Annotated in this window: 19 protein-coding genes, 1 tRNA gene and 1 pseudogene; 10 read left to right on the forward strand and 11 right to left on the reverse strand. The window is 69.3% G+C overall.

Annotation, left to right across the window (positions count from 1 at the left end):
• The first annotated feature begins 59 nt into the window (after positions 1–59).
• The 4 genes from BLW82_RS21265 to pknB all read left to right on the forward strand — a co-directional run bounded on the left by BLW82_RS21265 (position 60) and on the right by pknB (position 6,725).
• A complete protein-coding gene (locus BLW82_RS21265) occupies positions 60–1,619 on the forward strand; it encodes a Stp1/IreP family PP2C-type Ser/Thr phosphatase (protein WP_177233304.1) in 1,560 nt (519 codons plus the stop codon).
• Positions 1,620–1,646: 27 nt separating this feature from the next.
• Positions 1,647–3,086 (forward strand): FtsW/RodA/SpoVE family cell cycle protein, encoded by a 1,440-nt coding sequence (locus BLW82_RS21270; RefSeq protein ID WP_093500764.1) that lies wholly within the window; start codon positions 1,647–1,649, stop codon positions 3,084–3,086.
• On the forward strand, positions 3,083–4,567 hold the full coding sequence (locus BLW82_RS21275; RefSeq protein WP_093500766.1) for a peptidoglycan D,D-transpeptidase FtsI family protein: 1,485 nt from the start codon (positions 3,083–3,085) through the stop codon (positions 4,565–4,567). The genes BLW82_RS21270 and BLW82_RS21275 overlap by 4 nt, the downstream gene beginning before the upstream one ends.
• A gap of 169 nt (positions 4,568–4,736) precedes the next feature.
• Positions 4,737–6,725, forward strand: a complete 1,989-nt coding sequence (gene pknB, locus BLW82_RS21285; protein ID WP_093500768.1) for a Stk1 family PASTA domain-containing Ser/Thr kinase — start codon at positions 4,737–4,739, stop codon at positions 6,723–6,725.
• A gap of 74 nt (positions 6,726–6,799) precedes the next feature.
• Here pknB and BLW82_RS21290 read toward each other — a convergent pair whose 3' ends face one another.
• From BLW82_RS21290 to BLW82_RS21315, 6 genes are read right to left on the reverse strand one after another with little or no spacing between them, the layout of a single operon-like run.
• Positions 6,800–7,549 (reverse strand): class E sortase, encoded by a 750-nt coding sequence (locus tag BLW82_RS21290; protein WP_093500770.1) that lies wholly within the window; start codon positions 7,547–7,549, stop codon positions 6,800–6,802.
• Positions 7,550–7,568: 19 nt separating this feature from the next.
• Positions 7,569–8,600 (reverse strand): class E sortase, encoded by a 1,032-nt coding sequence (locus tag BLW82_RS21295; protein WP_093500772.1) that lies wholly within the window; start codon positions 8,598–8,600, stop codon positions 7,569–7,571.
• The gene (locus BLW82_RS21300; RefSeq protein WP_093500774.1) at positions 8,597–9,235 is read right to left on the reverse strand and encodes an aminodeoxychorismate/anthranilate synthase component II; all 639 of its coding nucleotides are present in this window, start codon (positions 9,233–9,235) and stop codon (positions 8,597–8,599) included. Before BLW82_RS21300 ends, BLW82_RS21295 begins: the two co-directional genes overlap by 4 nt.
• Positions 9,232–9,393 carry a hypothetical protein gene (locus BLW82_RS21305; protein ID WP_177233025.1) on the reverse strand — a complete coding sequence of 54 codons (162 nt, stop codon included), beginning with the start codon at positions 9,391–9,393 and terminating at the stop codon, positions 9,232–9,234. The genes BLW82_RS21300 and BLW82_RS21305 overlap by 4 nt, the downstream gene beginning before the upstream one ends.
• A 52-nt stretch (positions 9,394–9,445) precedes the next feature.
• Entirely contained in the window at positions 9,446–10,129 is a 684-nt protein-coding gene (locus BLW82_RS21310; RefSeq protein ID WP_093500778.1) for a class E sortase, read from the reverse strand.
• Between the two features lie 27 nt (positions 10,130–10,156).
• Positions 10,157–10,969: a DUF881 domain-containing protein gene (locus BLW82_RS21315; protein ID WP_093500780.1), complete on the reverse strand. Its 813-nt coding sequence runs from the start codon at positions 10,967–10,969 to the stop codon at positions 10,157–10,159.
• A gap of 152 nt (positions 10,970–11,121) precedes the next feature.
• Here BLW82_RS21315 and crgA point away from each other — a divergent pair, with 152 nt between their 5' ends.
• Positions 11,122–11,376 carry a cell division protein CrgA gene (gene crgA / locus BLW82_RS21320; protein WP_093500782.1) on the forward strand — a complete coding sequence of 85 codons (255 nt, stop codon included), beginning with the start codon at positions 11,122–11,124 and terminating at the stop codon, positions 11,374–11,376.
• 259 nt (positions 11,377–11,635) lie between these two features.
• Here crgA and BLW82_RS21325 read toward each other — a convergent pair whose 3' ends face one another.
• On the reverse strand, positions 11,636–12,535 hold the full coding sequence (locus BLW82_RS21325) for a rhomboid family intramembrane serine protease (protein ID WP_093500784.1): 900 nt from the start codon (positions 12,533–12,535) through the stop codon (positions 11,636–11,638).
• Between the two features lie 99 nt (positions 12,536–12,634).
• The gene (locus tag BLW82_RS21330) at positions 12,635–13,168 is read right to left on the reverse strand and encodes a peptidylprolyl isomerase (RefSeq protein ID WP_093500786.1); all 534 of its coding nucleotides are present in this window, start codon (positions 13,166–13,168) and stop codon (positions 12,635–12,637) included.
• A 291-nt stretch (positions 13,169–13,459) separates the two neighbouring features.
• On the opposite strand from BLW82_RS21330, the gene BLW82_RS21335 reads away from it, so the two are divergent.
• Both BLW82_RS21335 and BLW82_RS46320 read left to right on the forward strand, forming a co-directional pair.
• Positions 13,460–14,161, forward strand: coding sequence for a DUF5324 family protein (locus BLW82_RS21335; RefSeq protein ID WP_093500788.1), 702 nt, complete (start codon positions 13,460–13,462; stop codon positions 14,159–14,161).
• Positions 14,162–14,295: 134 nt separating this feature from the next.
• A pseudogene (locus BLW82_RS46320) lies at positions 14,296–14,616 on the forward strand (DUF6183 family protein); the annotation flags it as partial.
• Here BLW82_RS46320 and BLW82_RS21345 read toward each other — a convergent pair.
• Positions 14,590–14,662: transfer RNA gene (locus BLW82_RS21345), tRNA-Ala, on the reverse strand. The pseudogene BLW82_RS46320 and the gene BLW82_RS21345 overlap by 27 nt on opposite strands.
• 184 nt (positions 14,663–14,846) lie before the next feature.
• On the opposite strand from BLW82_RS21345, the gene BLW82_RS21350 reads away from it, so the two are divergent.
• Complete coding sequence (locus BLW82_RS21350) at positions 14,847–15,395, forward strand: helix-turn-helix domain-containing protein (RefSeq protein ID WP_093500792.1); 549 nt, start codon at positions 14,847–14,849, stop codon at positions 15,393–15,395.
• A gap of 163 nt (positions 15,396–15,558) precedes the next feature.
• Complete coding sequence (locus BLW82_RS21355; protein WP_093500794.1) at positions 15,559–17,163, forward strand: serine/threonine-protein kinase; 1,605 nt, start codon at positions 15,559–15,561, stop codon at positions 17,161–17,163.
• On the opposite strand, the gene BLW82_RS21360 is transcribed toward BLW82_RS21355, so the two are convergent.
• Together BLW82_RS21360 and BLW82_RS44870 are read right to left on the reverse strand one after the other, a co-directional pair.
• A complete protein-coding gene (locus BLW82_RS21360; RefSeq protein ID WP_256215901.1) occupies positions 17,127–18,404 on the reverse strand; it encodes a hypothetical protein in 1,278 nt (425 codons plus the stop codon). The genes BLW82_RS21355 and BLW82_RS21360 overlap by 37 nt on opposite strands.
• 318 nt (positions 18,405–18,722) lie before the next feature.
• Positions 18,723–18,851 (reverse strand): DLW-39 family protein, encoded by a 129-nt coding sequence (locus BLW82_RS44870; RefSeq protein ID WP_003999697.1) that lies wholly within the window; start codon positions 18,849–18,851, stop codon positions 18,723–18,725.
• Between the two features lie 350 nt (positions 18,852–19,201).
• Here BLW82_RS44870 and BLW82_RS21370 point away from each other — a divergent pair, with 350 nt between their 5' ends.
• The gene (locus BLW82_RS21370) at positions 19,202–19,543 is read left to right on the forward strand and encodes a DUF6344 domain-containing protein (RefSeq protein ID WP_093500796.1); all 342 of its coding nucleotides are present in this window, start codon (positions 19,202–19,204) and stop codon (positions 19,541–19,543) included.
• Positions 19,544–19,714: the final 171 nt, after the last annotated feature.

A 19,714-nucleotide genomic window follows, 5' to 3' on the forward strand; every position in this document is an offset into this window, starting at 1 on the left:
GCGGCGGACCGGACGCCGGTCCCCGGTGCGCTCCCGACCGGAGGGTGGGCACCGTGCGGATGTACCCGGAGCCGACGGGCGAGGTGCGCATGAGTCTGTCACTGCGCTTCGCCGCCGGATCGCACAAAGGCATGATCCGGGAGGGCAACGAGGACTCCGGTTACGCCGGTCCCCGTCTGCTCGCCATCGCCGACGGCATGGGCGGCCAGGCCGCCGGCGAGGTCGCCTCCTCCGAGGTGATCTCCACCCTGGTCACGCTCGACGACGACGTGCCCGGCTCCGACATCCTCACCTCCCTCGGCCACGCCGTGCAGCGCGCCAACGACCAGCTGCGCGCCATGGTCGAGGAGGACCCGCAGCTGGAGGGCATGGGGACCACCCTCACCGCCCTGCTGTGGACCGGACAGCGGCTCGGCCTCGTGCACGTCGGCGACTCCCGCGCGTACCTGCTCCGTGACGGCGTGCTCACGCAGATCACCCAGGACCACACCTGGGTGCAGCGCCTCGTCGACGAGGGCCGGATCACCGAGGAAGAGGCCACCACGCACCCGCAGCGCTCACTGCTGATGCGCGCGCTCGGCAGCGGCGACCACGTCGAGCCGGACCTCTCCATCCGCGAGGTGCGCGCGGGTGACCGCTACCTCATCTGCTCCGACGGGCTCTCCGGCGTCGTCTCCCACCAGACCCTGGAGGAGACACTCGCCAGCTACCAGGGCCCGCAGGAGACCGTGCAGGAGCTGATCCAGCTCGCGCTGCGCGGCGGCGGCCCCGACAACATCACGGTGATCATCGCGGACGTCCTCGACCTGGACACCGGCGACACCCTCGCGGGCCAGCTCTCCGACACCCCGGTCGTGGTCGGCGCGGTCGCCGAGAACCAGCACCACCTGCACGACAACGGCTACATGCAGACCCCGGCCGGCCGCGCCGCCAACCTCGGCCGGCAGGCCCACGGCGGGGGCGGCGAGTTCGGGCCGCCCGGCTCGGGCGACACCACCGGCTACGTCCCCACCGACAGCTTCGGCGGCTACACCGACGACGACTTCGTCAAGCCCCGCAAGGGCCGCAAGTGGCTGAAGAGATCCTTCTTCGGCGTGCTCGCCCTCGCCGTGATCGGCGGGGGGCTGTACGGCGGCTACCGCTGGACGCAGACGCAGTACTACGTCGGCGCCAACGGCGAGCACGTCGCGCTCTACCAGGGCATCAGCCAGGACCTGGCCTGGGTCTCGCTGTCGAAGGTGGAGACGGACCACCCCGAGATCGAACTCAAGTACCTGCCGCCGTACCAGCAGAAGCAGGTCAAGGCGACCATCGCCGAGGGCGGCCTCACGGACGCCCGGTCCAAGGTCCAGGAGCTGGCCGTACAGGCCTCCGCCTGCAAGAAGGAGTCGGAGCGCACCACCGCCGAGTCCAAGGCCGGCGCCAAGACCGGCCAGGGCGAGGCCGGCGGCACCACGGGAACCACCAAGACCTCTCTCACGTCCAAGGCATCGCCAAGCCCTTCGAACTCGGCGTCCTCCACGGCGTCACCGTCCCCGTCCCCCTCAGCGACCCCCAGCCCCGGCCCCACCCTCTCGGAGGATGAGCAGAAGGTCGTCTCGCTGTGCGGTAAGCAGTAGGCAAGCCGTGAGAGGCCCTGTCACACGATGAGTAGTTCCACCAACAGCTCGACCCATCACACGTCCACGATCGGTGCCATCGGCGCACCCAGCCGACGCAACACCGAGCTGGCGCTCCTGGTGTTCGCCGTCGTCATCCCGGTGTTCGCCTACGCCAACGTGGGCCTGGCCATCAACGACAAGGTGCCGGCCGGCCTGCTCAGCTACGGTCTCGGCCTCGGGCTGCTGGCCGGTGTCGGCCACCTCGCCGTACGCCGGTTCGCGCCGTACGCCGACCCGCTGCTGCTGCCGCTGGCCACGCTCCTCAACGGCCTCGGGCTCGTCGTCATCTGGAGGCTCGACCAGTCCAAGCTGCTGCAGTCCATCAAGCAGGCGGGCACGGCGGCACCCCGCCAGCTGATGTACACCGCGATGGGCATCGCCCTGTTCATCGTGGTGCTGGTCTTCCTCAAGGACCACCGCGTCCTGCAGCGCTACACGTACATCTCCATGGTCGGCGCGCTGACCCTGCTGCTGCTGCCGCTCGTGCCGGGCCTCGGCGCCAACATCTACGGCGCGAAGATCTGGATCTCGGTCGCCGGGTTCTCCATCCAGCCCGGTGAGTTCGCGAAGATCGTCCTGGCGATCTTCTTCGCCGGCTACCTGATGGTGAAGCGCGACGCGCTCGCCCTTGCGAGCCGCCGCTTCATCGGCCTCTACCTGCCCCGCGGCCGCGACCTCGGCCCGATCCTGGTCGTCTGGTTCATCTCGATCCTGATCCTCGTCTTCGAGACCGACCTCGGCACCTCGCTGCTGTTCTTCGGAATGTTCGTCATCATGCTGTACGTCGCCACCGAGCGGACCAGCTGGATCGTCTTCGGTCTGCTGATGTCCGCGGCCGGCGCCGTCGGTGTCGCGAGCTTCGAACCGCACGTCCAGCAGCGCGTCCAGGCCTGGCTCAACCCGCTGAAGGAGTACAAGCTCAGCCAGCAGGGCGTGGCCGGCCACTCCGAGCAGTCGATGCAGGCCCTGTGGGCCTTCGGCTCCGGCGGCACCCTCGGCACCGGTCTGGGCCAGGGCCACTCGGACCTGATCCGGTTCGCCGCCAACTCCGACTTCGTGCTCGCCACCTTCGGCGAGGAGCTGGGCCTGGCCGGCATCATGGCGATCCTGCTGATCTACGGCCTGATCGTGGAGCGCGGCGTGCGCACCGCCCTCGCCGCCCGTGACCCCTTCGGCAAGCTGCTGGCCGTCGGCCTCTCCGGCGCGATGGCCCTCCAGGTCTTCGTCGTCGCGGGCGGTGTGATGGGCCTGATCCCGCTGACCGGTATGACGATGCCGTTCCTGGCGTACGGCGGTTCGTCCGTGATCGCCAACTGGGCGCTCATCGGCATCCTCATCAGAATCAGCGACACCGCACGGCGCCCGGCGCCCGCCCCCGTCAGCAACCCCGATGCCGAGATGACCCAGGTGGTCCGCCCGTCATGAACAAGCCCCTGCGCCGAATCGCGATCTTCTGCGGTCTCCTCGTCCTCACCCTGCTGCTGCGCGACAACTGGCTCCAGTACGTCAAGGCCGACACCCTCCGCCAGGACACCCTCAACCGCCGCGTCACCATCGCCCGCTACTCCACCCCGCGCGGCGACATCATCGTCGACGGCAACCCGATCACCGGCTCCACGGCGACCAACTCCTCCGGTCTCAACGACCTGAAGTACAAGCGCACGTACAAGGACGGCCCCATGTGGTCGCCGGTCACCGGGTTCGCCTCCCAGGCCTTCGGCGCCAACCTGATGGAGTCCGTGGAGGACGGCATCCTCACCGGCAACGACGACCGGCTCTTCTTCCGCAACACCCTCGACATGATCACGGGCAAGCAGAAGCAGGGCGGCAACGTCGTCACCACCCTCAGCGCGGCCGCGCAGAAGGCCGCGTACAGCGGTCTGAAGGCACAGGGCGGCAAGGGCGCGGTGGTCGCGATCGAGCCCTCCACGGGCAAGATCCTGGCCCTCGCCTCCTACCCGTCGTACGACCCCTCCAGCTTCGCCGGCACCTCGGACGCCGACGCCGAGGCCTGGAAGAAGCTGCAGAAGAAGTACAACCCGAACGACCCCATGCTGAACCGGGCGCTGCGCGAGACCTACCCGCCCGGCTCCACGTTCAAGGTCGTCACGGCCGCCGCCGCCCTGGAGAACGGGCTCTACAAGTCGGCCGACGAGAAGACCGACTCCCCGCTGCCCTACGTCATGCCCGGCACCACCACCGAGCTGAAGAACGAGGGCAACATCCCCTGCAAGAACGCGACCATGCGGAACGCGCTCAAGTTCTCCTGCAACACCGTCTTCGGCAAGATCGGTGCCGACCTCGGCAACGACAAGATGCTCGCCGAGGCGAAGAAGTTCGGCTTCGACGCCGAGCAGTTCACCCCGACCCGCTCCAGCGCCTCGGTCTTCTCCGACGGCATGAACCAGTCGCAGACCGCGCTGTCCTCGATCGGCCAGTACAACACCGCCGCGACCCCGCTGCAGATGGCCATGGTCGCCTCCGCGGTCGCCAACGACGGCAAGCTGATGAAGCCGTACATGGTCGACAAGCTGCAGTCGTCGAACCTCGACACCGTCGCCCAGACCGAGCCCGAGCAGATGAGCCAGCCGCTGTCGTCCGGCAACGCCCAGATCCTCCAGTCGATGATGGAGACGGTCGTCAAGGAGGGCACCGGTACGAACGCCCAGATCAACGGCATCACCGTGGGCGGCAAGACCGGTACCGCCCAGCACGGCGTGGAGAACAGCGAGAACCCCTACGCCTGGTTCATCTCCTATGCAAAGCTCCCCGACGGCAGCAAGCCCGTCGCCGTCGCCGTGGTGATCGAGGACGACCAGGCCAACCGTGACGACATCTCCGGCGGCGGTCTGGCGGCCCCGATCGCGAAGAGCGTGATGGAGGCGGTCATCAACAGCAAGAAGTGACCCCGCTCACGTCCCCTTCACATCGGTGCACGTTGACATACCGGTCCTGTATCGGGTTACGGGCTTGGCCAGGTCACACAAACACAGCCGGGTACGGTAGGCCCGGATGGCAGCCTCCGACCGCACACCCGTGCCGGTCGGGACCGACGGAGAGGGCTGGTAGGGAACTATGGAAGAGCCGCGTCGCCTCGGCGGCCGGTACGAGCTGGGCCACGTGCTCGGCCGTGGTGGCATGGCGGAGGTCTACCTCGCCCATGACACGCGGCTCGGCCGCACGGTGGCGGTGAAGACGCTGCGCGCGGACCTCGCGCGCGACCCGTCCTTCCAGGCCCGGTTCCGCCGGGAGGCCCAGTCGGCCGCCTCGCTCAACCATCCCGCGATCGTCGCGGTCTACGACACGGGCGAGGACTACATCGACGGGGTCTCGATCCCGTACATCGTCATGGAGTACGTGGACGGCTCGACGCTGCGGGAGCTCCTGCACTCCGGCCGCAAGCTGCTGCCCGAGCGCGCCATGGAGATGACCATCGGCATCCTCCAGGGCCTGGAGTACGCGCACCGCAGCGGCATCGTCCACCGTGACATCAAGCCGGCGAACGTCATGCTGACGCGCAACGGCCAGGTCAAGGTCATGGACTTCGGCATCGCCCGCGCCATGGGCGACGCCGGCATGACCATGACCCAGACGGCGGCCGTCATCGGCACCGCCCAGTACCTCTCGCCGGAGCAGGCCAAGGGCGAGCAGGTCGACGCCCGCTCGGACCTCTACTCGACGGGTTGCCTCCTCTACGAGCTGCTGACGGTACGCCCGCCCTTCGTGGGCGACAGCCCCGTCGCGGTCGCCTACCAGCACGTCCGCGAGGAGCCGCAGCCCCCGTCGGTCTTCGACCCCGAGATCACGCCCGAGATGGACGCCATCGTCCTGAAGGCCCTGGTCAAGGACCCGAACTACCGGTACCAGTCGGCCGACGAGATGCGCGCCGACATCGAGGCGTGCCTGGACGGCCAGCCGGTCGCGGCCACCGCGGCCATGGGCTCCGTCGGCTACGGCGGCTACCCGGACGACATGCCGACCACGGCCATGCGCTCCGACGCCGGCGCCACCACCATGCTCCCCCCGATGAACCCGGACGACGGCGGCTACGGCTACGACGAACGCCCGGACCGCCGCCGCCAGCAGAAGAAGAAGAACAACACGTCCACGATCCTGCTCGTGGTCGCGGGCATCCTGGTGCTGGTCGGTTCGATCCTGATCGGGAAATGGGTGGTCAGCGGGGGCGGCGCGGACAAACCCTTCGCGGCCCCGGACTTCGTCGGCCACACCTACGCGGACGCGCAGAGGATGGCCGACAACTCGGGCCTGAAGCTGGGCACGCCGACCCGGAGGACCTGCAACAACGCTCCCAAGGGAAGCGTCTGCTCCCAGGACCCGACAGCGGGTTCGGACGTCAACAAGGGCGACAAGATCAACCTGGTGGTGTCGACGGGCGCGCCCAAGGTGGTCGTACCGAGCGTCGTCGGCCAGAACATCGACGACGCCAAGTCGAAGCTTGAGGGCGACAGCTACAAGTTCGTCGTCAAGACGAAGCAGCAGACTTCCGGTGAGGACCCGGGCACAGTCCTGGACCAGAACCCACGCCTCGGGGCGGAGGTGCAGAAGGGCTCCACCATCACCCTGACGGTCGCCAAGGCCCCGGACAAGGTCACCATCCCCTCTGACATCACCGGCAAGTCCTGCGACGACGCGAAGAACGAGCTGCAGTCCCTGGGCCTGGTCCCGACCTGCGCCGACACACCCGTCACCGACCCCACCCAGGACGGCAAGGTCGTCTCGACCAACCCGGCGGTCGGCCAGCAGGTCCAGAAGAACACTCCGGTGACGATCAACGTCGGCAAGACCCAGCAGCAGACGGCCGTGCCGAGCGTGTTCGGCCAGACCGTGAAGCAGGCCAGGCAGACCCTGCAGGGGGCCGGCTTCACCCAGGTCCAGATCAACGGCGACTCCAGCGACAACGCGATCGTCATCAGCCAGGACCCGCAGGCCAACACCCCCGAAGGCGACCCCGGCAGCACGACAGTCACCCTGACCACGCAGGGCACCGGCAACAACGGTGGCAACAACGGCGGTACCAACTTCTTCGGCGGTACCTTCGGCTGACACGGCAGCGCATGAGAAACGTCCCGGCGTCCTCGTGGAGGACGCCGGGACGTTTCATGTTCGGTTCTCGTCCGTCAGCGCAGTTCCTTCGGCGGCGTCCGCTTGCTGTCGACCTTCTGCACGCGGACGAGCTCGCCCCACACGACGTACCGGTAGCGGCTCGTGTACACCGGCGTGCAGGTCGTCAGCGTGATGTAGTGGCCCGGCTTGGTCCTGCCGGATTCCTTCGGGATCTGGGAGAGGACCTTGACGTTGTACTTCGAGGTCTCGGGGAGGATGTCGTAGACCTTGTAGACGTACCAGTCGTCGCGGGTCTCGAAGACGACCGGGTCGCCGACCTTCACCTTGTCGATGTTGTGGAACTTGGCGCCGTGGCCGTCGCGGTGGGCGGCGAGGGTGAAGTTGCCGGTCTTGCCGGTGGAGGGGAGCACGGCCTTGGCCGGGTCCGTGTAGTAGCCGGCCACGCCGTTGTTCAGGACGTCCGTCGACGTGCCCTTCTCGACGAGGACCTCGCCGTTCCTCATCGACGGCACGTGCAGGAAGCCGATGCCGTTCTTCGTGTCCAGCGCGCCGGGACCGGTGTCCTGCTGGGCCCAGGTCTCCCGGACCTTGTCGGCCGCCCGGTCGGCCTTGCGGTCCGCTATCACGTTCGTCCACCACAACGAGTAGACGACGAACAGGCCGAGCACCAGGCCCGCCGTGATGAGGAGTTCACCGAAGACGCTGACCGCCATGGCGATCCGGCCGGTCGGCCGGCGGCGCGCGGCGGCTGCCGCGTCCGGCGCGTCGGTCTGCTCTTCGGTGTCGTCGGTGGTCGCTGCCACAGTTCCTCTGCCTCTGCCCTTACTCGACGAGCGCGTCCGGCTTGCCCTTGCTGCGCGGGCGTTCCTCGATCATCTTGCCCCACACGATCAACCGGTACTTGCTGGTGAACTCCGGTGTGCAGGTGGTGAGTGTGATGTACCGGCCCGGCTGGGTGAAGCCCGAACCCTTCGGCACCGGGTCGAGCACGCTCACGTTGCTCGGGGACGTCACCGGCAGCATCGACGTCACCTTGTACACGTAGTACTCGTCCTGCGTCTCGACGACGACCGCGTCACCGGCCGCCAGCTTGTTGATGTACCGGAACGGCTCACCGTGCGTGTTGCGGTGCGCGGCCAGACCGAAGTTGCCGGTCTTGTCCTGCGGCATCGCGGTCTTCAGCGCACCCTCGCCGTAGTGCCCGACCATGCCCTTGTCGAGGACCTTCTTGTTGCTGACGCCCTCGGCGATCGGCGCCACCACGTCCAGCTTGGGGATGTGCAGGATGGCGAAGCCCTGCCCGGGCGCGAAGACACCGGGGGCGCGCTTGCCGCTCGCCCAGTCCTTCTGGAGGCTGCTGGTCTCGCTGCCGGCCTGGGCGTGGGCGCGGACGTTCGTCCACCACAGCTGGTACGTGACGAACAGCAGCATCAGCACGCCGGTGGTGATGAACACCTCGCCTATCGCCCGGCTCGCCACGACGGCCGGGCTGGGCTTGCGCAGCCGCTGCTGCCGACGGGCCTCGACCCGGGAGAGCGGCCGCCCCGGTGCGCCGCCCGGCGCGGCGTTCTCCGGCGGCGCGGTCTCAGGTGCGCCGCCACGGCGCCCGCCGCGCCGCTTGGCGGCCTTTCTGCGGGCCGCTCGGCCACCCCCTGGGGTTTCGGTGCGGGCGAGGGCCGCTGTGCCCGCAGAGGCCGATATGGGCGGCGGATCGGGGATCCGCAGCGCGACCGTCTCCTCGTCGATCTGCGGAAGAGGCGGCAGAAACGCCGTCTCCCCAAGCGCGCCTGACTCCTCGTACGGCTGATCCCCGTACGAGGCACCGGTCTCGCGCTCGGGGCGCAGCGCGGTCACGCCGTGGCCCTGCCCACCACCGGGGCGAGCCCCGCCGACCTGGCCACGGCCCCCTGGTCACCGCACTCCACCAGCCAGTTGGCCAGCATCCGGTGCCCGTGTTCGGTCAGCACTGACTCGGGGTGGAACTGCACGCCCTCCACCGGGAGTTCACGGTGTCTGAGGCCCATGATGATCCCGTCGTGGGTGCGGGCGGTCACCTCCAGTTCGGCCGGCACCGTCGCCGGCTCCGCGGCCAGCGAGTGGTAGCGGGTCGCGGTGAAGGGCGAGGGCAGGCCCGCGAAGACGCCCTTGCCGCCGTGCTCGACCAGCGAGGTCTTGCCGTGCAGCAGCTCCGGCGCCCGGTCCACCACACCGCCGTACGCCACCTGCATCGACTGCATGCCCAGGCAGACGCCGAAGACCGGGACTCCGGTCGCGGCGCAGTGCCGGACCATGTCCACGCAGACGCCCGCCTCCTCCGGCGTCCCGGGACCGGGCGAGAGCAGCACCCCGTCGAACCCGTCCTGGGCGTGCGCCGTCGACACCTCGTCGTTGCGCAGCACCTCGCACTCGGCACCCAGCTGGTACAGGTACTGGACCAGGTTGAAGACGAAGCTGTCGTAGTTGTCGACGACGAGAATCCGCGCGCTCACTGGTTGTCCACCGTCACATCGTTGAAGGGCAGCAGTGGTTCGGCCCAGGGGAAGACGTACTGGAAAAGGACGTAGACCACGGCCAGGGCGAGCAGGAGTGAGATCAGCGCCTTCACCCACGCGTTGCCCGGCAGATGCCGCCAGATCCAGCCGTACATGCCGTCCCTTCCGTTCCACCACGGCACCAGAATCCCGCCGTACTGCACCAGACTAACGGCGCAGCGCCCCCGGTCTGCCTGACTCCACAGGCCGTGTGGAGTCCAAGTGCGCCCAGACGATCAGCCGATGGCTGTGCCCCCACTCCGGATCGCACGTGGTCAGCGTGAGATAGCGCCCCGGACGCGTATACCCCGACTTACGTGGCACAGGGTCGATCACTTCAACGTCCGTCGGAACTGTTTTGTAAGGGCCTTTGTCGATCCGATACGTGAACCAGGTCGTCCCGTCCGTCAGGACGATCGCGTCGCCCTCGCGCAGCTTGGGGAAGTCGAGGAACGGGTCGCCGTACGTGCGCCGATGGCCGGCGACCGCGAAGTTGCCCACCTGGCCGAGCCGGGCGGTCCGGGCGTAGTGGGCGAGGCCCTTCTTCAGCACGTCGGTGCCGGTGCCCTCCAGGACCGGCTTGTTCCACGTGAAACCGAACCGGGGGATGTACATGATCGCGAAGGGCGAGCCGTAGTGGTACGCGGCGGAGGTCGCGGGTGCGGTGCTCGCCTTCGCCGTGGGGTGCACCGTGGCCGTCGCCGACCACCGCCGCTGTAACTGGTCGATCTGGTCGTGCATCTCGCTGTCGGCCTTCACACCCGTCCAGAACAGCACGTACGCGACGAAGAGCAGGATGAGCGTGCCGACAGTGATGCAGAGCTCGCTGACGGTCCTGACGATCACGCGCACCGGCGGCTCCAGAAAGTGACGAGCTGCTTACTCCACGGGTTTCGCGTAGTGCAGATCCACTGTGCCCGAGTAGCCCGGAAGAGTCACCGTCCCGTCCTCGGTCACTTTCCAGCCGAGGCCGTACACGTTCACGTACACCATGTAGTTCTGGATCGCCTCGGAGTCCGCGAGCGACTTCTGCATCTTCGCCGGGTCACCGATCGCCTGGATCTTGTACGGCGGTGAGTAGACCCGGCCCTGGAGGATCAGCGTGTTGCCGACGCAGCGCACGGCGCTGGTGGAGATCAGCCGCTGGTCCATGACCTTGATGCCCTGGGCGCCGCCCTGCCACAGGGCGTTCACCACGGCCTGCAGGTCCTGCTGGTGGATGACCAGGTAGTCGGGCTGCGGCTCGGGGTAGCCCGGGAGCTTGGCGGTGGCGTTCGGCGGGGCGTCGTTGAGCGTGACGGTGATCGCCTTGCCGGTCAGCTTCTCGGTGCCCGCGTCCTTCTCCAGACCGGCGAGCTGGTCGTCCTGGGCCTTGGTGGAGCCGTCGTCGCGCTTGGCGAGCTTCTCGTTCTGGTCGCGGGTGCTCGCGTTGGACTCGTCCAGCTCCTTGTTCTTGCGGCTGTGCTCCTGGATCAGGTCGGAGAGCTTGAGCAGATTGTCGTCCGAGCGGATGTCGGTGCCCTTGGCCGTGTTGAAGCTGGTGAAGAAGAGCAGACCGGCCAGGGCGAAGACGCCCACGGTGAGGATCCGCACCGGACGGAGGCGGGAGCGGGGGCCGGTCCGGAAACCGTCCTTGTCTGCAGGGCCGGAAGCCGTTGATCCGGTCGCGTTGGAGTCGGCAGAATTGCTCAACGTACCCTTATCTCCTTCAGCGCCACGGAAGCACTACGCTAACGGACGCCCGGGGGAGCGCTCAGTCTGCCCTTACTGTCCCCTTGTACGCTGCCCCGAGCCCGACCCAGTTACCTGCGCGGCCACGCAGCGCATCGACAGGAGAGACCCTCGTGCCGAAGTCACGTATCCGCAAGAAGGCCGACTACACGCCGCCCCCGGCGAAGCAGGCGACCGCCATCAAGCTCAACAATCGCGCCTGGGTCGCGCCGGTGATGCTGGCCATGTTCATCATCGGGCTGGCCTGGATCGTCGTCTTCTACGTGACCGACGGTTCACTGCCGATCGACAGCCTCGACAACTGGAACATCGTCGTGGGCTTCGGCTTCATCGCGGCCGGCTTCGGCGTCTCCACACAGTGGAAGTAGCTCTGCCCAGGGTTATCCGCTGAGTTATCCACAGGCCTGTGTATGGACCTGGGGAAAAGAAGACGATCTGTGGATAACCCGTTGGGTGTTGACACCGGTACGACTACCACAACACCCTTCGCCTGACTGTTCGCCCCCTATCCTGACCTGCGGAAACGCAAGCGATGGGCAGGGGGCACAGTTGTGCGTGCACGTTGTGCACAAGATCCGCGACCGACTGTGGACAACGGTTCGGTATCGGTGCGGTGAGCCGCCGTGATCAGGTCAGCTGAGCGGTTCTGACGAGGGTCAGGACGACCGCCACCACCAGCACGAGGGCGCAGGTGCCGTACTGGATCAGGTTCCGCCGCTCGCGCGGGGCGTGCACCATCGCGTAGCCGGTGACGACACCGGCGACCAGGCCGCCGATGTGGGCCTGCCAGGCGATGCCGCCGCTGAACGTGAAGATGAGGTTGATCACCAGCAGGGCGATGATCGGCCGCATGTCGTAGTTGAGCCGGCGGATGAGCACCGCGGTGGCGCCGAAGAGGCCGAAGATCGCGCCGGAGGCGCCGAGCGAGGGCTGGTTCTGGGCGGCGAGCAGATAGGTGAGGGCGCTGCCGGCCAGGCCGGAGACGATGTAGAGCGTGATGTAGCGGGCGCGGCCGAGGGCGGCTTCCAGGGGGCCGCCGATCCACCAGAGGCTGAGCATGTTGAACACGATGTGCATGGGGTTCGTCGGGTCATGCAGGAACATCGCGGTCAGCATGCGGTAGTACTGGCCCTGCGCCACTCCCTCCAGCGGGCTGAACTGGGAGTACTGAGCCTGGCCGATCATCTCGAAGTGGTTGGTGAAACTGTCCCCGACGGACTTCTGCACCAGGAAGACGGCGATGTTGAGGCCGATAAGGATCTTGGTGAGCAGCCGTGGGTCGGCGGTCATCGTGCCGCCGGCGAGGGTGCGGGGCTGGGAGGCGGCCGGGGGCGGGCCGCTCTGGCCGGCGGTGGTGCCGCGGACGCAGTCGGGGCACTGGAAGCCCACGGAGGCGCTGACCATGCACTCGGGGCAGATGGGGCGCTCGCAACGGGTGCAGCGCACGCCGGTCTCCCGGTCCGGGTGCCGGTAGCACTTGGGCAGGCTGTGGGCGTCGCGCGCGCTGCCTGCCGCCTGGTCCTCCATGGGGTCCCCTCGCTCGTCGTGGGCAGTGTTCCGCCCCGCCCATCCTTACGGACGAGCGGGGCGTTTGGTTCCCTTCGGGTGCTTCCCTTTCGGACCGGGTCAGCCGGCGCGCTTCGCGACGACCACCGACTCGATGACGACGTCGTTCACCGGCCGCTTGTTGGGTCCGCTGACGGGAACGGCGGCGATGCTGTCCACGACCTTCTGGCCCGCCGGGTCGACGACCTCGCCGAAGATGGTGTGCTTGCGGTTGAGGTGAGGCGCCGGGTTGACCGTGATGAAGAACTGGGAGCCGTTGGTGCGGGGGCCGGCGTTGGCCATGGCGAGCAGGTAGGGGCGGTCGAAGCGCAGGTCGGGGTGGAACTCGTCCTCGAACTTGTAGCCGGGGCCCCCGATGCCGGTGCCGAGGGGGTCGCCGCCCTGGATCATGAAGCCGCTGATGACCCGGTGGAAGACGGTGCCGTCGTAGAGCGGGTCGGTGGAGAGGGCGCCGGTGGCCGGGTGGGTCCACTCACGCTCACCCTGCGCCAGTTCGACGAAGTTCCTGACCGTCTTGGGCGCGTGGTTCGGGAAGAGCCGGACCTCGATGTCGCCGAGGCTGGTCTTCAGGGTGGCGTAGAGCTGCTCTGCCACGGTCCGCCTTCCGTTGTGCTCGGATTCAGTGCTCACGATCCTCGCACGGTACGGCGGGTCCGACGCCCGCCCGGAGCTTCCGGGCGCGGATCCTCACGAATCACTTGCGGAACCCCTTCTGTCATGCGGGGGCGCACGGCGTCGATCCGTGGCATTGTCGTCGGCAAGCCCCTCTTAGCTCTGGTTGCACCCGTATGCCCGTCCTCGCGCGCCGCCCGGCCCGCGGACAGGCATGATCCGTAAAAGGGTGGAAAGTCGAAATACCGTACGCCACCGAGGAGGAGGAAACCCGTGACCCGCAAAGACAGCGTGCGCGCCGCGACCAGTTCGGCGAAGGACAGCGTGCGGCACGCCGCGGAAGCGGTGGCGCCCTACGCCGACACGGCAAAGGAGCGTGCCGCGTACTACGCACAGGAGGCACGCGTACGGCTCGCGCCCGTGGTGTCGCAGGCCGCCGAGCAGGCCCGCGTCCAGTACGACGCCCGTCTCGTGCCGCGCCTGGAGCAGGCCCGCACTCATGTGCCGCCGAAGATGGACCAGGCGGCACACGACGCCGCCGACCTGACACGAAAGGCGGCCCGGCAGGCCGCCGACTACTCGCGCCCGAGGATCGAGCAGGCCGTGGCGGCGGCCGGTCCGGTCCGTGAGGAGGCGACCGCGCGCGGTGCCGCCGCGTTGGCCGCGCTGCGCGGCAACGTATCGGCCGAGGAGATCGAGAAGCTGGCCCGCCGGAACCAGAGGCGCTCGTCGTGCGGCCGTGCCTTCAAGGCGTTCGCGGTGTTCGGCGTGCTGGCCGGTGCGGCCTTCGCCGCCTGGAAGTGGTGGGACAAGCAAGCCAACCCGGACTGGCTGGTCGAGCCCCCGGCCGCCACAGAGGTCCCGGAGACGGGCCGTCTCAGCTCGGTGGACGGCACTTCCCCGCTCGACCCCGAGGTCCAGGCGAAGGAGGCCGAGGAGCATGGGTCCCGGTCCCGTGACGACAAGAACCGCTGAGCCCGGCCGGCCGCGCTCGGGCAGCACGCCGTTTCACGTGAAACCGGACGGCTGAACCGCGCGGACGGAACCCGCAACCCCCTGACCGCGTTTACGCAGGTCAGGGGGTTTGCTGTGGAGCCCAGCAGTCGACCGGGGCCATGAGCGCCGCGGTGCGGCACTGGATGGAGGAGTCCAACGGCATGGTGGCCGCGCAGGAGTTCTGGTCCGCGCCCCCTGTCTCACCGGACGACCTCGCAGCCGTCTTCGAGCGGCCGCCGCTCACCGCGTGGCCCGCGGGAGAAGAGGAGGGCCCTGCCGCGTCCGGCCACCTCCGTCTGTGCGGCGGGTACTGCGGCGCCGCTCCGGACGCGCGGATCGGGCCCACGGCCAGGCTGGCACGAAAAGACCCCCCTGCCTGCGTTTCCGCAGTTCAGAGGGGTCTGCTGTGGAGCCTAGGGGAGTCGAACCCCTGACATCCGCCATGCAAAGACGGCGCTCTACCAACTGAGCTAAGGCCCCGTACGGGAAGCGACCGGCCGGCGGAAGGTCCGCGAGGTCGGTGCCGCAGACCAGAGTACCGGGTCACCCCCCGTACCTCGCAAAAAGATTGGGGGTCCCCGCAGATGACCACTCTCCGTAAGATGCTCGGCGGGGTTCGCTGTAGCGAACCGTGGTTTTTTTGGGGAAGCGATGGGGAGACGCAATGGACGCCGCACAGCAGGAAGCCACCGCCAGAGCGCGGGAGCTGCAGCGGAACTGGTACGGAGAGCCGCTGGGGGCGCTCTTCCGTAAGCTCATCGACGACCTGGGGCTCAACCAGGCACGTCTCGCGGCGGTCCTCGGACTGTCCGCGCCCATGCTGTCGCAGCTGATGAGCGGGCAGCGGGCGAAGATCGGCAACCCGGCCGTGGTCCAGCGGGTGCAGCTGCTCCAGGACCTCTCGGCCCAGGTCGCGGACGGCAGCGTGAGCGCGGCCGAGGCGACCGAGCGCATGGACGAGATCAAGAAGTCCCAGGGGGGTTCGGTGCTCAGCAACACCACGCAGACGACCAGCGGTTCGGGGGCGCCGACGGTCAAGCGAGTGGTGCGCGAGATCCAGTCGCTGCTGCGCTCGGTCGCCGCCGCCGGTGACATCATCGACGCGGCCGACACCCTCGCTCCGTCCCACCCGGAGCTCGCGGAGTTCCTCCGGGTGTACGGGGCCGGCCGCACGTCGGACGCGGTCACGCACTACCAGTCGCACCAGAGCTGAGCCTCGGCCCGGCACACCGGAGGGGGTCCGGTGAACCGGGCGGGGCCAGGCCCTGACGTCGGGGGCACGCGAGAGGGGTCGTATCGCTCATCCGGGGGAAGCAAGGGGGGTAACACGCAAGGGGGGTGGCAGGGGAACCCGAGGGGGAGGGGTACGGGCAGTCATGGGTGAGGTCTTCGCGGGCCGGTACGAACTGGCCGACCCGATCGGTCGTGGCGGAGTGGGCGCCGTCTGGCGCGCCTGGGACCACCGGCGCAAGCGCTACGTGGCGGCCAAGGTGCTCCAGCAGAGCGACGCCCACGCGCTCCTGCGCTTCGTGCGGGAGCAGGCGCTGCGCATCGACCATCCCCATGTCCTGGCTCCCGCCAGCTGGGCCGCCGACGACGACAAGGTCCTGTTCACGATGGACCTGGTCGCCGGCGGCTCGCTGGTCCACCTCGTCGGGGACTACGGTCCCCTGCCCCCGCTGTTCGTCTGCACCCTCCTCGACCAGCTCCTCGCCGGCCTCGCCGCGGTGCACGCCGAGGGTGTGGTCCACCGGGACGTCAAGCCCGCGAACATCCTGCTGGAGGCGACCGGCACCGCCCGTCCCCGGCTGCGCCTGTCCGACTTCGGCATCGCCATGCGGTTCGGCGAGGCCCGGCTGACCGAGACCAACCTCGTGGTCGGTACGCCGGGTTACATCGCCCCCGAGCAACTCCTGGGCGCCGACCCCGACTTCACAGCCGACCTGTTCGCCGTCGGCCTGGTCGCCCTGTACCTCCTGGAGGGCGCCAAACCCGACGCCAAGGCGCTCGTCCAGTACTTCGCCGAACACGGCACCCCGGGAGCGCCCAAGGGCATCCCGGACCCGCTCTGGCAGGTCGTCGCCAGTCTTCTCCAGCCGGACCCACGTGCCCGCTTCCGCACGGCCACCGGAGCCCGCAGGGCCCTCGCCGAGGCCCGTGAACTCCTCCCGGAGACGGACGCCGACGACGAGTCGATCGAGATCTTCGACCAACTGGGGCCGCTGCCACCTGGGTTCGGACCGGTGGGGCCGGTGCGGCCGGCCTCAGCGGTGGACACGGCCCAGGTTGCCGGGACTTCGCCGGGGCCACGGGCGCCGGGAGCGGCCGCGCCGCATCCCGACGCGGCGACCGCGACGGGGCATTGGGCGACCGGGACAACCCCGGGCCGGGAGAAGGCCGGGGAACCGGCCGGTGCGGCGGGGACGGGGACGCCGCCGGGCCCGGACCCGGCGACTGCGCGGCCGGCTCCCGCGACGCCCGGAACCGGGGACGGTCCCCGTATCGAGACCGGGACCGAGACCGGGACCGGGACTGTCGGAGGAAGGTCCCCGGCGGGCGGCGCCGACGGCACCCTCGGCGGCGAGGCCGCTTCGCCCCCCGCCTCCATGTCCGACACCGGCAGCTTCCGGCTCCCCCCGCCCCGGACACCGGGCGTCCCGGCCTCCGCCGCGGTGCGGCCCGAGCCGACACCGCCGTACCCGCCGTACGCCGGGCCACCGGCCACCCCGGCCGGGCGGTCCCACACGCCCTGGTCCCCCGCCCAGCCACTTCCCACGGCGCAGCCGCACGCCGACACCCGCACCCCCACGGCCACGTACACCGCGCGGGATCCGCAGACCTCACCGCCGTCGGTCCGTACCCATGGCCGGCGTCGGCGGCGGGCGCCCCGGCCCGGTCCGCCGGCCAGGGCGGCCGTGCCCATCCTGCTCCTCGCGCTGGTCTGTTACGCCGTCGGTTTCTGGGCGCTGGCCCGGCTCTGAGCGCGCCGGGCGGTCAGGGTCCACAGGCCGAGGACGAGCAGCAGGGCCGTGCCCGTGCCGATGCCGCCGGCCGCGAGCGCCCGCAGCGCCGTGTCGTCGCCGCCGGCCGGGGTCAGGAGACCCCCTCGGTCCCAGGACACGCCGAAGATGCCCTTCGGGACCGGCGAACCGGCGTACGCGGGACCGGAGTTCGGAGTGCCGTCGACACGGACCCGGAGGGTGACGCCGTACGGCCCCTTCCCGAAGGTGGCCGCGGTCTGTCCGGTGAGGTGGACGACGAGGTAGTAGGCACCGGCGAACCGGACGGCGTTCTCCGTGCCGGAGACGGCGTACCGGTTGGCGTAGGCGACGGGCGGCAGGGGGGCGAGGGAGGACGACTTCTGGGTGCCGTCGTAGCCGAGGGAGACGTCGTCGACGTAGCCGCGGACCGGGTTGTACAGGGAGAGGTTGAGCGCGGCGCTGACGTAGCCGTGGGGGTCGCCGCCGGTGCTGCCGAGGTCGACGGTGGCGTGGAGCTGCTGGCCCCAGTCGACCGGAACGGCGTAGTAGAGGGTCTGGCCGGGCGTGATGCCGGTCCGCCAGACGCCCTGGTCCAGGGCGCGGGCCGTGGTGAAGCCGGCCCCCCCGGTGCGGGCGCGGGGGTCCGAGGTGAGCGGCTCGGGTGACGCGGAGTTCCAGGTCCCGGGGGCGGTGGTGGCGCCGGCCTTGGCCAGGGCCGGTTCGGTGACGGGGGCGATCTCCAGGTCCCAGCTGCCCGGGGTGGTGGTCGTCGAGCCGGACACGGCCCGCTCGACGACCACGTAGTAGGTGCCGGCGTCCCGGCACAGCGCCTTGCCCGCGTCCCGCCGCCCCACCGCGGTGACCGGCCGCGGACTGAGCCCGGCGCCGAAGCGGGCGCTGTCGTAGTCGCAGGCGGAGCCGTTGGCGTCCTCGATCGAGACCTCGATGCCGTCGCTGGCGGAGACGGTGGCGGAGGAGGGCGGCACCGCGGTGACGGGGACGTAGGCCGAGGTGCCGGCGGTGAGCTCGAGGCGGAAGTACAGCTCGCCCTTGTCGGGGAGGGTGCTGCGGTAGGTCGTGCCGGGCTCCAGCGGTACGGCGTCCGTGGTGCTCGCCGCTCCGGTGACGGTGCGGGCGCCCGGGGCGAAGGCGTACCCGCCGGCGCTGCCGCCGCCGCTGCCGTCGTCGGCTCCGGCGGAAAGGGCCGGGAGCAGCGCCGTCAGTGCGAGGACGGCCGTCACGCAGATGCCCCGCCGTGCCGCCGTACGCCACCGCCGTATCACACGCGCCCCCCAGTCGTCGTCCGCCGAGTCCGCCGACCGCACAAGTCACGGCCCGGCCGGGCCCCATACTGCCCCGCGCGCCGCCGCGCCACCCGGCGATCCGCACGACCGTCCGAAACACCCCGCCCGAAGGGCCCTCCCGCAACTCCCGCAACCCCGCGGCCCCCCGCACCGCGTCGGCCGAACGACCGAACGCCCGAACGGCAGGCTGGCCGGAAAACGCAAAACCCCGACCGCACCGGCGGCCGGGGTCTCAGTGTCGTCTGTAGTCGGTACTCACGAACCCGTGGGCACGGAGTCAGTCGCCTCCGTCCACAGATCCTGCTCGGCGCGATCCGCCTGGATCTGGCGGTACACGAGGAGCCCGCCGATGGCGGCCAGTGCGACCAGGAGAAGCTTCTTCACCGCGCGACCTCGTCTCTTCCTTGACGTAGGGGACCTCTGGCGCCCGACTATACACACCGACCGATATCGATCGGTGACCTGGCATCCGACCCTCAACTCCGGTCCGCCGCAAGGCGTTGCCCAAGGTCGGACCGCTCCGATCGGAGGGTGATCACACCTCCACGGACGGTTACTTTGCTCCGTCTCGCCCGCCTTCAGGGCCTTTCTTGGGATTTTTCCCACGCCATGCACCCATCCGTGTGGTGTTCATCGGAACATCGACGCGCCACAGGCCGACGTCCCCCACTTCGCGAGCCCCATACACATCATGAGGAAAGTACGCAAATCGCCCAACCCGAAAGTGAGGGGCCATGGCCAGGAACTCCAAGGTCATGAAGCTGTGGACCGCCATCGTCACCGCCTTCCTCGCGCTGTGCACGGCGCTCGGATTCGTCTCCGCCACCACCGCCGCCGCGGTACCGCAGACCGAGACCCCGCGCAACAGCACCGGCGAAGACCACGACACGGACCGGGTGACGATCCCGGCACAGACACACTGGCTCTGGTCCCAGGCAAGGTCCCTCCCGCCCACGATGAAGCAGCGGATCCGGGCCGAGGCCCACGGCAAGACCCCCAGCTGCCGGCACCGCCCCCTGGACACCACCGAGTCGGAGACCACGGCAGAACCCCCCGCCGCACCGCTCGACTGCTGATCCCACAGGAACAGAAGTCACGGAAGTAACAGACGTAACTGACATAGCAGGCGTAACAGAAGCAATGTAAGTAACAGAAGCAGCAGAAGTAACAGACGGCTCGGACGCAACGGCGCAGGGCGACTTGCGTACGTACCAGCGCCTACTGCGACACAGACCCGCGACGGGATC

Source organism: Streptomyces sp. Ag109_O5-10, assembly GCF_900105755.1.
GTDB lineage: Bacteria > Actinomycetota > Actinomycetes > Streptomycetales > Streptomycetaceae > Streptomyces.